The organism is Micromonospora sp. WMMD980, assembly GCF_029626035.1.
Lineage (GTDB): Bacteria > Actinomycetota > Actinomycetes > Mycobacteriales > Micromonosporaceae > Micromonospora.
The window spans coordinates 5,472,782-5,486,179 of the sequence record NZ_JARUBE010000003.1; the positions used below are offsets into that span (position 1 = coordinate 5,472,782).

The 13,398-nt window shown below is 71.1% G+C and carries 11 protein-coding genes, 1 tRNA gene, 1 pseudogene and 1 riboswitch; of the genes and pseudogenes, 5 read left to right on the top strand and 8 right to left on the bottom strand.

Annotated features, from left to right (window positions below; genetic code table 11):
- Nucleotides 1-25: 25 nt before the first annotated feature.
- Nucleotides 26-178, top strand: coding sequence for a hypothetical protein (locus O7618_RS25790; RefSeq protein WP_278108714.1), 153 nt, complete (start codon nucleotides 26-28; stop codon nucleotides 176-178).
- Between the two features lie 95 nt (nucleotides 179-273).
- Here O7618_RS25790 and O7618_RS25795 read toward each other — a convergent pair.
- Nucleotides 274-347: transfer RNA gene (locus O7618_RS25795), tRNA-Gly, on the bottom strand.
- Between the two features lie 202 nt (nucleotides 348-549).
- Here O7618_RS25795 and O7618_RS25800 point away from each other — a divergent pair.
- Entirely contained in the window at nucleotides 550-1,530 is a 981-nt protein-coding gene (locus tag O7618_RS25800; RefSeq protein WP_278108715.1) for a zinc metalloprotease, read from the top strand.
- Nucleotides 1,531-1,600: 70 nt separating this feature from the next.
- On the opposite strand, the gene O7618_RS25805 is transcribed toward O7618_RS25800, so the two are convergent.
- A complete protein-coding gene (locus O7618_RS25805; RefSeq protein WP_278108717.1) occupies nucleotides 1,601-2,149 on the bottom strand; it encodes a pyridoxamine 5'-phosphate oxidase family protein in 549 nt (182 codons plus the stop codon).
- A 78-nt stretch (nucleotides 2,150-2,227) separates the two neighbouring features.
- Between O7618_RS25805 and dcd the strand changes: the two genes are divergently transcribed.
- The gene (gene dcd, locus O7618_RS25810) at nucleotides 2,228-2,806 is read left to right on the top strand and encodes a dCTP deaminase (RefSeq protein WP_278108718.1); all 579 of its coding nucleotides are present in this window, start codon (nucleotides 2,228-2,230) and stop codon (nucleotides 2,804-2,806) included.
- A 72-nt stretch (nucleotides 2,807-2,878) separates the two neighbouring features.
- On the opposite strand, the gene O7618_RS25815 is transcribed toward dcd, so the two are convergent.
- Nucleotides 2,879-3,913, bottom strand: a complete 1,035-nt coding sequence (locus tag O7618_RS25815) for an NlpC/P60 family protein (protein WP_278108719.1) — start codon at nucleotides 3,911-3,913, stop codon at nucleotides 2,879-2,881.
- Nucleotides 3,914-3,923: 10 nt separating this feature from the next.
- Nucleotides 3,924-4,061: riboswitch (cyclic di-AMP (ydaO/yuaA leader) on the bottom strand.
- A 233-nt stretch (nucleotides 4,062-4,294) separates the two neighbouring features.
- Between O7618_RS25815 and O7618_RS25820 the strand changes: the two genes are divergently transcribed.
- The gene (locus tag O7618_RS25820) at nucleotides 4,295-6,325 is read left to right on the top strand and encodes a peptidoglycan recognition family protein (protein ID WP_278108720.1); all 2,031 of its coding nucleotides are present in this window, start codon (nucleotides 4,295-4,297) and stop codon (nucleotides 6,323-6,325) included.
- A gap of 69 nt (nucleotides 6,326-6,394) precedes the next feature.
- Here O7618_RS25820 and O7618_RS25825 read toward each other — a convergent pair whose 3' ends face one another.
- From O7618_RS25825 to O7618_RS25835, 3 genes and pseudogenes are all read right to left on the bottom strand, one after another.
- Nucleotides 6,395-7,411, bottom strand: coding sequence for a C40 family peptidase (locus O7618_RS25825; RefSeq protein ID WP_278108721.1), 1,017 nt, complete (start codon nucleotides 7,409-7,411; stop codon nucleotides 6,395-6,397).
- A 164-nt stretch (nucleotides 7,412-7,575) separates the two neighbouring features.
- Complete coding sequence (locus O7618_RS25830; protein ID WP_278108723.1) at nucleotides 7,576-8,580, bottom strand: hemolysin family protein; 1,005 nt, start codon at nucleotides 8,578-8,580, stop codon at nucleotides 7,576-7,578.
- Nucleotides 8,573-9,881 (bottom strand): annotated as a pseudogene (locus tag O7618_RS25835) (hemolysin family protein). The gene O7618_RS25830 and the pseudogene O7618_RS25835 overlap by 8 nt, the downstream one beginning before the upstream one ends.
- Before the next feature lie 82 nt (nucleotides 9,882-9,963).
- Between O7618_RS25835 and O7618_RS25840 the strand changes: the two are divergent.
- Complete coding sequence (locus O7618_RS25840; RefSeq protein WP_278108725.1) at nucleotides 9,964-10,635, top strand: GPP34 family phosphoprotein; 672 nt, start codon at nucleotides 9,964-9,966, stop codon at nucleotides 10,633-10,635.
- Between the two features lie 64 nt (nucleotides 10,636-10,699).
- Here the strand turns inward: O7618_RS25840 and O7618_RS25845 are convergent, their stop codons facing one another.
- Both O7618_RS25845 and O7618_RS25850 read right to left on the bottom strand, forming a co-directional pair.
- The gene (locus tag O7618_RS25845) at nucleotides 10,700-12,898 is read right to left on the bottom strand and encodes a (Fe-S)-binding protein (protein ID WP_278108726.1); all 2,199 of its coding nucleotides are present in this window, start codon (nucleotides 12,896-12,898) and stop codon (nucleotides 10,700-10,702) included.
- A gap of 176 nt (nucleotides 12,899-13,074) precedes the next feature.
- Nucleotides 13,075-13,338 carry a cell division protein CrgA gene (locus tag O7618_RS25850; RefSeq protein ID WP_181571065.1) on the bottom strand — a complete coding sequence of 88 codons (264 nt, stop codon included), beginning with the start codon at nucleotides 13,336-13,338 and terminating at the stop codon, nucleotides 13,075-13,077.
- Nucleotides 13,339-13,398 lie beyond the last annotated feature (60 nt).

Here is a 13,398-nt window from a genome sequence, read left to right on the forward strand (position 1 = left end):
CGAGAGCGGGGAGGGATGACGGTCAGTGGATGAGGTGCTGACGGTGGAGGAAGCCGCGCCGCCGATGAAGATGAGCATCCACTACGTGCGGCGGCTGGCCGCGCAGCGGCGCATCGCCTTTTCACAAGGTCGGCCGCTGCGTGGCCGAGCCCTCGGACAAGGGCAAGAAGGCAGGTGAGAAGCGTGGCCGGTGGATGGCCGGAGGGGCGCTGATGGCCGGTGGAACGTCGAAGACCCTGGCTCGGACTCGCGTCCTGGGCAGGGCCTTCGTGGTGGAGCGGGTGACGGGAATCGAACCCGCACTGTCAGCTTGGGAAGCTGATGTTCTGCCATTGAACTACACCCGCAGGCGGCACCACTGTACCTGAGGTCACCATCCCCGTGCACCCAGGCACCCCCGCCGGAGCGGTCCGGCCAGTTGATCAAGCGATGTTGCATGCCGGCAACATATGGCCGTTCTCAAATTTGTCGATGGGATGTAACGTCTGCTCCACGTTTCCGACCCGGCGTGACACACCCCCGGTCACGCCGTCAGAAAGAGGTGGGCCCATGGGACTCCGTCCCAACCTGCTGACCCGGCGTACCGCCGGTGTCGCGACGTCGACCCTCGCGCTGCTGCTCAGCACCGCGGCCGTCGGCGTCGTCCCCGCTGCTTCGGCCTTCTCGGCCGCCCCGGCCGGCGTCTGCGCCGAGCCGGCCGACGCCCACGCCGACGCCCGCGTCGCCAAGGGCGGCCACGCCAAGCTCGACCCGAACCACCTGACCGCCAAGCAGGTACGCGAGCGCGAGGCCGACCTCGCCACCGCGCAGCGCGAGCGGGCCAACTTCCGGACCGGCGCGGTCACCCCGTTGGCGACCGTCACCATCCCGGTCGTCGTGCACGTCATCCAGGAGAACAGCACCCGGGCCGGCGGCAACATCCCGGACTCGCTGATCAACCAGCAGATCAGCGTGCTCAACCAGTCCTACTCGGGCTCGACGGGCGGCGCGGCCACCGCGTTCTCCTTCCAGCTCGCCAAGATCAACCGGGTGACCAACCCGTCGTGGTACCCGATCGTGCAGGGCTCCTCGGCGGAGCGGTCGATGAAGACCTCGCTGCGCACGGGCGGCAAGAACACGCTGAACATGTATCTCGGTGAGCTGAGCGACGGCCTGCTCGGCTGGGCGACGTTCCCGAAGCGCACGCTGGACAAGATGGACGGCGTGGTCGTGCTGAACGAGTCCCTGCCCGGCGGCACCGCCACCAACTACAACCAGGGCGACACCGGCACCCACGAGATCGGCCACTGGCTGAACCTCTACCACACCTTCCAGGGCGGCTGCTCGGGCTCGGGTGACAGCGTCTCCGACACCCCGGCCGAGGCCTCCCCGGCGTACGCCTGCCCGACCGGTCGGGACACCTGCTCGGCCACGGGCAAGGACCCCATCACCAACTTCATGGACTACACCTACGACTCCTGCATGTACCAGTTCACCGCCGGCCAGGCGAGCCGCATGCTCACCGCGTGGAACGCCTACCGCGCGGCCTGACCTGCCGCACCGCGTACCGGTGCCGGCCCTGTCCTCGGACGGGGCCGGCACCTGTCGTTTGCGGACCCGGTCAGGCGGCCGGGCGGCGGGTGTCGAAGCCGTGCCGGCCGCGTCGACCCTCGGCGACGAGCGGGTCGCGTCGCCGGACCGGCGTGGCGTCGTGCGGGTCGAGCCAGAGCCGCACCTGCGGCCCGCCGGCACCGGGGCGGGCCACCTGGTCGCGCCGGGTCAGCATCGCCACATCGACGGTGAACTCGAACAACCGCCAATCGCCCTGCGGAGTCGCCCGGCCGAGCCGGGCCAACCGGGCCACGGCGGCCGGATCGGAAACCGGGCGAGCCCGACCCGCCACGTATGCCTCGTCGTCGCTCTCCTCCGGCGGGAAGGAGTGCAGCGCGTAGCGGCCGTCGCGTTCGAGGTCGCGGCGCTTCGGCGAGTCGATGACGAAACACCAGAGCCCGTCATCGGTGATCAGCGGGGAGACCGGGTGCACCCGGGGGCCACCGTCGGCGCGGACCGTGGCGAGGTAGCCGAAGCCCGGCCCGTACTGCTGGAACAGAAGGCGGATCTCGGCGGCGAGGCGGGGCTCGTCGGCGGCGAATTCGGACCAGGAAGCCATGCCGACATCCTATCGAACAGGTGTACGAGAGCGCAGTCCGACACGCAGGTCACCCGCACCGGTCGCTATGGTGTTCCGATGCTGCTCTCCGACCGCGACCTGGTCTCCGAGATCAAGGCGGGCACGCTCGCGCTGGAGCCCTTCGAGCCCACGCTGGTGCAGCCGTCCAGCATCGACGTACGCCTGGACCGGTTGTTCCGGGTCTTCAACAACCATCTCTACACGCACATCGACCCGTCGGTGCAGCAGGACGACCTGACCTCGATGGTGGAGGTGCCGGAGGGGCAGCCGTTCGTGCTGCACCCGGGCGAGTTCGTGCTCGCGTCCACGCTCGAGGTGATCTCGCTCGGCGAGGAGTTGGCCGGCCGGCTGGAGGGCAAGTCCTCGCTGGGACGGCTCGGCCTGCTGACGCACTCCACCGCCGGCTTCATCGACCCGGGCTTCTCCGGGCACGTCACATTGGAGCTGTCCAACGTGGCGAACCTGCCGATCACGCTCTGGCCGGGCATGAAGATCGGTCAGCTGTGCATCTTCCGGCTCTCGTCGCCGGCCGAGCACCCGTACGGCTCGGCCGTCTACGGCTCGCGCTACCAGGGCCAGCGCGGCCCCACGCCGAGCCGCTCCTGGCAGAGCTGGCGCACCTGGCCGACGCGCTGACGCCGCCCGCCGCCTGTTAAAAGGGGCCCCCTGTTATGCGGAATGCGTTAACAGGGGGCCCCTCCTTGCACCTCAGCCGGGGCGGCCGTAGCTGTTGATGTCGCCGTCGTCGACGCGCTTCATCGTGATGGGCTTGCCGGACTGGGAGGCGTGCACCACCCAACCGTCGCCGACGTACATGCCCACATGGTGCAGGTCGCCGTAGTAGAAGACCAGGTCGCCGGCGCGCAGCTCGGCGCGGCTGACCCGCCGGGTGACGTTGTGCTGCTGGCGGGCGTTGTGCGGCAGCGAGACGCCGGCCTTCGCCCAGGCGGCCATGGTCAGGCCGGAGCAGTCGAAGTGGTCCGGGCCGGCGGCGCCCCAGACGTAGATCTTGCCGATCTGGGCGCAGGCGAACTTGACCGCCACTCCGGCCGCGCCGCCGGGATACCCGGACGGGCAGGGCGCCGGACGCAGCGGGCCGCCACCGCCGTTGCCGTAGACCTTGAGCCGCAGCTTCTGCAGCTTGGCGATCTCGGCGTCGATCTGCTTCTTCTTCGCCGCGAGCTGCGCCTCGGTGCGACTGAGGTCGGCGACCATCGCGTCCAGCGGCTTCTTCTTCGCGGCCAGCTCGTCGCGGAGTTCGGCGATGTCGCGCACCTGCTCCTGCTGGTGGTGCGCGAAGCGGTCGAGCATCTCCAGGCCGCTGACCAGCTCGCTCGGCGAGCGGCTGCCCAGCAGGGCGTTCACGGTCGAGAGGTTGTCGCCCTTGTACGCGTCGGCGGCGAGCCCGCCGACCTGCCCGAGCGCGGCGTCCACCCGCGCCTGCAGCGGGGTGATCTGCCTACCGAGCGCGTCGGCCTGCCGGCGCCGCACCGCGAGCTGCTCGCGTACGGCGTTGACCTGCTCGATGACGGGTTCGAGCTTGTTCCAGTCGCGGTCGATCTGGGCCTCGATCTCGGCGACCGAGGGTTCGGCGTGGGCCGCCGTCGCGCCACCGGTCATGACGACCGCGGCGCCGACCAGTGCGGCGAGTGTGGTGGTGAAGCGGGACCAGCGGGAACGCGGCACGACCACGGACCGGTCGATCGACCGGCTCGACGTCGGCCGCGGGGCATGGTGTGCCACCGGGCGTCCGTACTCCTTCGTCTGACCGCCTACCGGGTTAGCTGACGGGTTCGGGCGGGAAGGGAGCCGCCCTACCGCAGTGGCTGCGGATTCACCCCAGGTACCTGGGTCCCCGGTTCGCCCGTGGGCGACTCGGCGGTGTCGGACCGTCACCGCCCGGGTTGGACGATGAAACTGGCGGCCGACGATTGACCAGAGTAGGTACCTCCGTTATCGATCCGCAACCCGAACGGCAGTGACACTCCGTACCCAATATCTGACGCGAGACGCGAGTGAAGCTTTCTTTCACGCAACTTTCAACACCGGAAAGGTATTGACCGACGCGGGTGCCCGGAGTGAGGGTGGGAACGCAGTGACCCCCATCCCTGTCCAGGAGGTTCGATGCACCTCTCACCCCCGCCGTCGGGCGGACGGATACTGCTCGCCGCCGCCGTGGCGACCGCGACCGCACTGGCCACCACCGGCCCGGTGATCGCCGCGCCCGCCGCGCCGGCCGTCGGAGACCGGCAGCAGCAGTACGCCGCCGCGGCGGCCGAGTACGGCGTGCCGCCGAACGTGCTGCTCGGCGTCTCCTACCTGGAGTCCCGTTGGGACGTCCACCCGGGCCAGCCCAGCACCAGCGGCGGCTACGGCCCGATGCACCTGACCGACGCCACCCACGTGCTCGCCACGCCCGGCAGCGCGCACGTCGACGAGGACGAGGACCCGCGCGGCGACGACTCGCGCCCGCTCACGCTCGACCCGGCCACGGCCGCCGCGCCGGCCCGGGAGACGCCGCTGCCGACGGCCTCGCTCCAGACGGTCGACGCCGCCGCGACGCTCACCGGGCTCGACGCGCAGAAGCTGCGCACCGATCCGGCCGCGAACATCCGTGGCGGCGCGGCGCTGCTCGCCTCGTACCAGAAGGCACTGGGCGGGCCGGTCGGCGCCGCCAGCGACCCGGCGGCCTGGTACGGCGCGGTGGCCCGCTACTCGGGCGCGGACACCACCGACGCGGCGGCGGCCTTCGCCGACGAGGTCTACGACCAGCTCGGCCAGGGCGCGACCCGCACCACCGACGACGGGCAGCGGGTCACGCTGGCCGCCACCGCCGCGCGTCCGGACCGCGCCGCCCTGACCCGGCTCGGGCTGCGGCACGCCACGCGGCCGGACGGGCTGGAATGCCCGGTGCGGCTGGCCTGTGAGTGGATCCCCGCGCCCTACGAGCAGCTCGGCGCGGACCCGGGCGACTACGGCAACCACGACCTGGGCGACCGGCCCGAGCAGCAGAAGATCGAATACATCGTCATCCACGACACCGAGGGCTACTTCGCCCCCAGCGTCGACCTGGTGAAGCGGGCCGACTACCTGGGCTGGCACTACACGCTGCGCTCGGTCGACGGCTACGTGGCGCAGCACATCAACGCCAAGGACGTCGGCTGGCACGCCGGCAACTGGTACGTCAACGCCAAGTCCATCGGCCTGGAGCACGAGGGCTTCGCCGGGCAGGGCACCTGGTACACCGAGGCGATGTACCGCAGCTCGGCCAAGCTGGTCCGGTACCTGGCGCACAAGTTCGGCATCCCACTGGACCGGCAGCACATCATCGGCCACGACAACGTGCCCGGCACCACCGCCGGCACGGTCAAGGGCATGCACTGGGACCCGGGACCCTACTGGGACTGGTCGCACTACTTCGACCTGATGAAGGCGCCGTTCCGGACCACCGGCACGTCGCGCACCGGACTGGTCACCATCGACCCCGACTTCGCTGCCAACCGACCGGCGTTCGTCGGCTGCAACCAGCAGCCGCCGGGCGTCCCGACGCCCACCCCGCCGGCCGAGACCTGCCCGTCGCGCGGCTCCTCGGCGGTCGTGCTGCGGACCGCGCCGAGCGCGGACGCCCCGCTGGTCAACGACCTCGGGCTGCGCCCGGACGGCACGCCGGACACGATGTACATCTCGGACCACGGTGCCCGCGCCTCCGCCGGGCAGACGTACGCGGTGGCCGGCCGGCAGGGTGACTGGACGGCGATCTGGTATCTCGGCCAGAAGGCGTGGTTCCAGAACCCGGCCTCGGCGCCCACCGCGAAGTGGGCGACCGGCTTCGTGGTGACGCCGCGGCCCGGGAAGGCCACGATCCCGGTGTACGGCCGCGCCTACCCGGAGCAGGCCGCCTACCCGGACACCATTCCCTACCAGACCATCTCTCCGCTGCAGTACACGTTGGCCGCCGGCCAGCGGTACGCGGTCGGCGGCGTGCTGCCCGGCGAGTACTACCGGGCCGTCTCGTTCGACGGCACCGCGCCGGGCGACCGGACCGTGGTCCGCGGCAAGAACCGCTACGTGCAGGTCCAGTTCGGCCACCGGATCATGTTCGTGAACCTCGCCGACGTGCTGATCCTGCCGTCGCCGGTCGGCGCGCCGCGATAGCGCCACCGGCGTGACGAAGGCCCCCGGTCCAGGTGGACCGGGGGCCTTCTCCGTCGAGGCCGGTGCGGGTCAGGCGACCCGGACGAAGCCGGCGAGCGGTTGGGTGCTGATGCTCGACACCTGGACCGGTTTGCCGGTGCGCGGCGCGTGCACCATCACCCCGTTGCCGAGGTAGAGCCCGACGTGGTGCAGGTCGCTGCCGAAGAACACCAGGTCGCCCGGTCTGGCGTCGGAGCGGGAGACCCTCCGGCCCTCGTTCCACTGGGCCCCGGTGAAGTGGGTGAGCGAGATGCCCGCCGCCTTGTAGGCGTACTGCGTCAGGCCGGAGCAGTCGAACGAGTTCGGGCCGGTGGCACCCCACACGTACGGGTCACCGACCTGGGCGCACGCCGTCTTGATCGCGGTACGCGCGGCACTGCTCACCACCCCGTCGACCGCCGGGCAACCGGCCGGCCGGATCGAGGTCACCGGCAGCATCGCGGTGAGGCGCTTGATCTCCGAGTCGATCTGCTTCTTCTGCGAGGCCAGCTGGGCCTCCTGCTTCTTCTCGGTCGCGATGATCTCGTCGAGCTTCTGCTTCTCCCGGTTGTACTTGTCGCGGGTCGCCAGCACACCGGCGATCTGCCGACGCTGGTCGTCGGCGATCCGGTCCAGCATGACCAACTGCTCGGCCAGCGTGCCCGGCTTGGTGCTCACCAGCAGCGCGCCCATCTCCTGCGACGGGCCGCGCATGTAGTAGCGGGCGGCGATGTCACCGACCTTGTTCATGGCCAGCGTCGAGGCCAGCTCCAGCGGGACCATCTTGTCCCGCAGGGTCGCCGACTTCTTCTGGTTCACCTTGAGCTGGGCGCGAACCTTGTTGTAGTTCTCGATGGTGGGTTCGAGCTTCTCCCACTGCTTGTCGATCTGCGCGTCGATCTCGTCCACCGAGGGCGCCGCGTGCGCGGGGGCGGTCAGCATCCCGGCGCCGACCGCGACGGCCGCGACCAGGGTGACCAGACGGCGTACCACCCGGTGGAACCCGGCCGGCCGGCCGGGTGGAGCGCTCGGGGCGTGACGTTGGGGGGGCATGGTTGCCACCGGCACGGACTCCTTTGCAACCGACCGGCGGGCGCCTCGCGAGAGGGAAGATCGAGGCGGACGACCCACAACGGTCGGTGCATCACATTAGGGAAGGCACCCGGGTGGAATCAAGGCGACCCGTTGTTCAATCACGTGTCCGCAATCAGGTGCACACAAAGGGTATTCATTCACTTGCCCATGATGGCCGTCAATACGTCGTCGAGCGTCACCACACCCAGGGGCCGACGACCGTCGCTGACCAGCACCATGTGCCTCCGCTCCCGGCGCATCGCCAGCAGCAGGTCGGCGAGCGTACGGTCCGGCGGCACCACGGCCAGCGGCCGGTAGACCTCCGCCGGCACCGGGCCCCGACGGCTCGCGCCGGCGTACCCGAGCACGTCCTTGACGTGCACGAAGCCGAGCACCCGGCGGGTGGACCGCTGCACCACCGGAAAGCGGGACCGGCCGGTACGGGTCGCCAGCACCTCCAGCGAGGCCGGTGAGACGTCCTCGGCCACGGTGGTCACCGTGGACCACGGTTGCAGGGCGTCGGCGGCGGTACGGCTGTGCAGCGCCAGCGCCCCGGTGATCCGGGCGTGCTCCTCGGCGTCCAGCAGCCCCTCGGTGCGCGCCTGGGAGACCAGCCCGGCCAACTCCTCGGCGGTGAACACCGTCTTCACCGCGTCCGTCGCCTCCACCCGCCACCAGCGCAGCACCTGCCGGGCCGACCACTTCATCGCCAGCAGCAGCGGCTTGGTGGCCAGGCAGAACGCGAGCATCGCCGGGCCGAGCCACAGCGCCGAGGGCTCCGGACCGGCGAGCGTGATGTTCTTCGGCACCATCTCGCCGACCACGGTGTGCAGGAACACCACCACCGCCAGCGCGATCACGAACGCCACCGGGTGCACCGCCGACACCGGCAGGCCGAGCGCCTCGAACGGCACCTCAAGCAGGTGGGCCAGCGCCGGCTCGGCGATCGCGCCCAGACCGAGCGAACAGACCGTGATGCCGAGTTGCGCGCCGGCGATCATCAGCGGGATCTGGTTCATCGCGGCGAGCGCCCAGCGGGCCCGCTTCGACGTCGCCGCGAGCGGTTCGATCACGGTGCGGCGGGACGCGATCAGCGCGAACTCGCTGCCCACGAAGAAGGCGTTGCCGAGGAGCAGCACCAGGGCGACAAGCAGTTCAGGCACCGTCGTCGGGCTCCTCGGGGCGCACCACCCGGACCTGCTCGATCCGGTGCCGGTCGACCTCCACCACGGTGAACTCGTACCCGGCCTCGTCCACCGACTCGCCGGGGACCGGGATGTGGCCGAGCCGGGCCATGAGGAAGCCGCCGAGCGTCTCGTACGGACCGTCGGGCAGCGGGAAACCGGTCTGCTCGACCAGCTCGTCGGCGCGCAGCACGCCGTCGACCAGGACGGTCCGTTCCCCGCCCGGCACGGTCAGCTCCACCGGCCCGAGGTCGTCCACCGCGGCCGGGTCGAACTCGTCGGCGATCTCCCCGACCAGCTCCTCGACCAGGTCCTCCACGGTCACCACGCCGTCGGTGCCGCCGTACTCGTCGACCACGATGGCCAGGTCCGCGCCGGCGTCCTTGAGCGCGGCCAGCACGCCGTCCAGGTCGAGGCTCTCCGGGACGTACACCGGTTCCCGGGCGACCGACGCGACCGTGGTGGCGGCGCGGCGGGCCAGCGGCACGCCCAGCGCGTCCGGCACCCCCGCGACCCCGGTGACCAGGTCGAGCGTCTCCTCGTAGACCGGGAACCGGGTCCGGCCGGTCTGCCGGGACAGGTCCAGGAGTTCGGCGACCGTGGCGGTGGCCCGCAGCGCGATCACGTCGACCCGCGGGGTCATCGCCTCGGCGGCCCCGCTTGTCGCCGAAGCGGATGGTGCGGCGCAGCAGCATCGCGGTGTCCGGCGGCAGTGCGCCGGCCCGCGCCGAGATCGCCGCCAGCAGCCCCAGCTCCTCCGGGGAACGGGCGCTGGCCAGCTCCTCCTGCGGCTCCACGCCGAGCCGGCGGACCAACCGGTTGGCCGAGTCGTTGAGCAGCCGGATCAGCCAGCCGAAGGTGCGGGAGAAGGCGCGCATCGGCGCGGCGGTGGCCAACGCGGCCGGCATCGGGCGGGCCAGCGCCAGGTTCTTCGGCACCAGCTCACCGAAGAGCATCGAGACGAGCGTGGCCAGGGCCAGGGCGAGCAGCCCGGTGAAGCGGTCCGCGCCACCCAGCGGGCGCAGCAGCGGCGCGACGAGCCGGGCCAGCGCGGGCTCGGCCAGATAACCGGTGAGCAGCGCGGTGATGGTGATGCCGAGCTGGGCGCCGGAGAGCTGGAAGGAGAGGTCCCGCAGCGCCCGGCGGACCGTCACGGCCCGGCCGTCCCCCTCGCCGGCCCGCCTGTCGATCTCCGCCCGGTCGACGGTGACCAGGGCGAACTCGGCCGCGACGAAGAAGGCGTTGCCGGCGGTCAGCAGCACGAAGCCGACCAGGGGCAACAGCGTCAGAACCAGCAGGCCGTCGATGGGCGTGATTGTGGCACGTGGGCGCCGGTGGCGGGTCACCCGTACCGTGGCGGGCATGGACGGCCTGCTGCTCACCGACGAACTCGTCCTGCTCGCCTACGACGACGGCGGCGTCAACCGGCTCGGCCGCCCGCACCTCGACTACGGCCTCGCCGGGGCGGTGCTGCTGGAGCTGGCCCTGGCCCGACGGGTGGAGGTGGCGGACAAGCGGCTGGTGGTGACCGACCCGAGCCCGACCGGCGTGCCGCTGCTCGACGAGGCGCTGGCCACCGTCGGCTCCGGCCGGCCGCGCAAGCCGAAGGACTGGGTCGGCAAGCTGGCCAAGGGCCTGCCGGACCGGGTCCTCGACGGGCTGGTCGGCGCGGGGGTGCTGCGCCGGGAGTCCGAGCGGGTGCTGCTCGTCTTCCCGCGTACCCGCTATCCCTCGCCGACCGGCGCGGAGCCGGTGGCGGAGACGGCGGCCCGGCAGCGGATGACCGCCGCGCTGGTCGGCGACGGGCCGGTCGACGCGCGGACCGCCGCGCTGCTCACCCTCACCCGGGCCGTCGGCCTGGACCGCAAGCTCTTCCGGGAGCTGCCGAAGGAGCGGGTCAAGGCCCGGTTGACCGAGATCGCCACCGGCGACTGGGCGTCCGCCGCCGTGAAGAAGGCGATCGACGAGATGCAGGCCGCGGTGATCCTCGCCACCACGGTGGCCAGCACGACGGCGATCACCGCCGGTAACTGAACGACGGCGGCGGCACCGCAGGGGTGCCGCCGCCGTCGTGGTCCGGCTCTCGCCGGGGTACGCCTCAGCCGGCCGCCGGCGCGGTCTCCGGCTCGCCCGCCGGGGCCTCCGGCTTGACCGAGCGCAGCAGCACGCTCGCGACGTCGACCACTTCGACGTCCTCGCCGGCTCCCTTGCCGTTCACACCGTCGTTGAGCATCGTCGAGCAGAACGGGCAGCCGACCGCGATCGTCTTCGCCCCGGTGGACATGGCCTCCTCGACCCGGTCCACGTTGATCCGCTTGCCGATCTTCTCCTCCATCCACATCCGGGCGCCACCGGCACCGCAGCAGAAGGAGCGCTCGCTGTTGCGCGGCATCTCGGTCAGCTCGCCCTGGATGGAGTCACCGAGCACCTCGCGCGGCGCGGCGAAGATCCGGTTGTGCCGGCCCAGGTAGCAGGGGTCGTGGTAGGTGACGCCGCCGTCAACCGGCTGCACCGGGGTGAGCTTGCCCGCGCTGACCAGGTGAGCCAGCAACTGGGTGTGGTGCACGACCTCGAACTCGCCGCCGAGCTGGCCGTACTCGTTGCCGAGCGTGTTGAAGCAGTGCGGGCAGGTGGCCACGATCTTCCGCTTCGCCTTCTCCCGGCCCTCGAACGCCTCGTTGAGCGTCTCGACGTTCTGCTGGGCCAGCATCTGGAAGACGAACTCGTTGCCGATCCGGCGGGCCGGGTCACCGGAGCAGGTCTCGCCCTCGCCGAGGATGGCGAAGCTGACGCCCGCCTCGTTCAGCAGGGTGGCGACGGCCCGGGTGGTCTTCTTGGCCCGGTCCTCGAACGCGCCGGCGCAGCCCACCCAGAACAGGTATTCGAAGTCCTCGACCTCGCCGACCCGGGGGACCTCGAAGCCGAGCCCCTTGGTCCAGTCCTCGCGGGTGTTCTGCGGCGCGCCCCACGGGTTGCCCTTGTTCTCCAGGTTGCGCAGCATCACGCCGGCCTCGGAGGGGAAGCTCGACTCGATCAGCACCTGGTAGCGGCGCATGTCGACGATGTGGTCGACGTGCTCGATGTCCACCGGGCACTGCTCGACGCAGGCGCCGCAGGTGGTGCAGGACCAGAGCACGTCCGGGTCGATGACGCCACCCTCCTCGGCGGTGCCGATCAGCGGGCGGTCGGCCTCGGCCATGGCCAGCACGTCCACGCCGGCCAACTGCTCCTCGGTGCCCCTCTCCTCGCCGGTCAGGTCCTTGCCGCCGCCGGCCAGCAGGTAGGGCGCCTTCGCGTACGCGTGGTCACGCAGGCTCAGCACCAGCAGCTTCGGCGACAGCGGCTTGCCGGTGTTCCAGGCCGGGCACTGCGACTGGCAGCGGCCGCACTCGGTGCAGGTGCTGAAGTCGAGCAGGCCCTTCCAGGTGAACTGCTCGACCTGGGCGACACCGAACTGGTCCTTCTCGGGGTCGGCCTCCTCGAAGTCGAGCGGCTTGCCCTCGCTGGTCATCGGGCGCAGCGGGCCCAGGCCGGATCCGGCCGGCTTCTCCGGGTCACGCTTGAAGAAGATGTTGGGGAAGGCCAGGAAGCGGTGCCAGGCGACGCCCATGGTGACGTTCAGCGAGATCACGATGAGCCAGGTCATCGAGATCATGATCTTGATGAGTGCGGCCACGCTGACGCCGGCCGACCAGTCCGGCAGCACCGAGCCGACCGCGTGGCTCAGCGGGGTGGCCCAGACCGGGTACTCGAAGTGGTCGGTGGCGACCTTGAAGCCGCGGATGACGAACCCGAAGATCAGGACCAGCAGCACGACCCACTCGACGAAGTAGCCCTGCCACATGGTGGAGCCGGTGAACCGGGAGCGGCTCTCCGGCCGGTTGGGGCGGTTACGCAGCCGGATCGCCATCAGCACCACGATGCCGACCAGGCCCAGAATGCCGATCCACTCGGTGACCAGGCCGAAGATCGTCCAGTGCCCGACGATCGGCAGCCCGCCGCCCGGCGTGACCACCTCGAAGTACGCCTCCAGCACCAGCAAGGACAGCACGACGAAGCCGACCATCACGAACCAGTGCGCGGCCCCGACCACGCTCCACTTCAGCATGCGGGTGTGGCCGGCGGTCTCCACCAGCATCTTCGTCGCGCGCGCACCCTTGCCGCCGAAGCGCTCGGGCGCGGGCTGGCCGAGCCGGATGACGGCGGTCATCTTCGCGACCGCACGTACCGCTAGCCACACCGCAACGGCGGTGATGGCGGCCGCGAGGATCGTGGTGACGATCTGGACGCTGCCCATCGAGTTGGCCTCCCGGTCTGCTGCTTGTCAGTGCAGCCTACGCGGAAGGTTACTCAGCAGTAACGTGAGTCTTCTCGCATCGGCCACGCCGCCCTGCGGACACCTTAGGCGGACCGGCGCCGGTGCGCCGGGCAGGGGCGGCGTGGCGTGACGTGGAGTGGGGTGGAACCGCGCCGTCAGCGCCAGCGGGAGAGCAGGATCAGCGACGAGACCATCGCGCCGAAGCCCACCGCGAGGTTCCAGTAGCCCCACGAGGCGACCGGGTAGGCCTGCTCGGAGAGGTAGTAGAGCACCAGCCATCCGATACCGACCACGATCAGCGCGACGGCCGTGACCGGCAGCCAGATCGGGCTAGGCTTGCGCGTCGACGCCGTCGCCGTCGGACGCACGTCCGTCGGCGGGGTGTACACCTTCTTCTTGCGGACCTGAGACTTGGGCACGACGCTCTCCAGAGGGGGGTACGACCTCGTCCGGCCTGACAACCGGGCGCGAGGGCGACG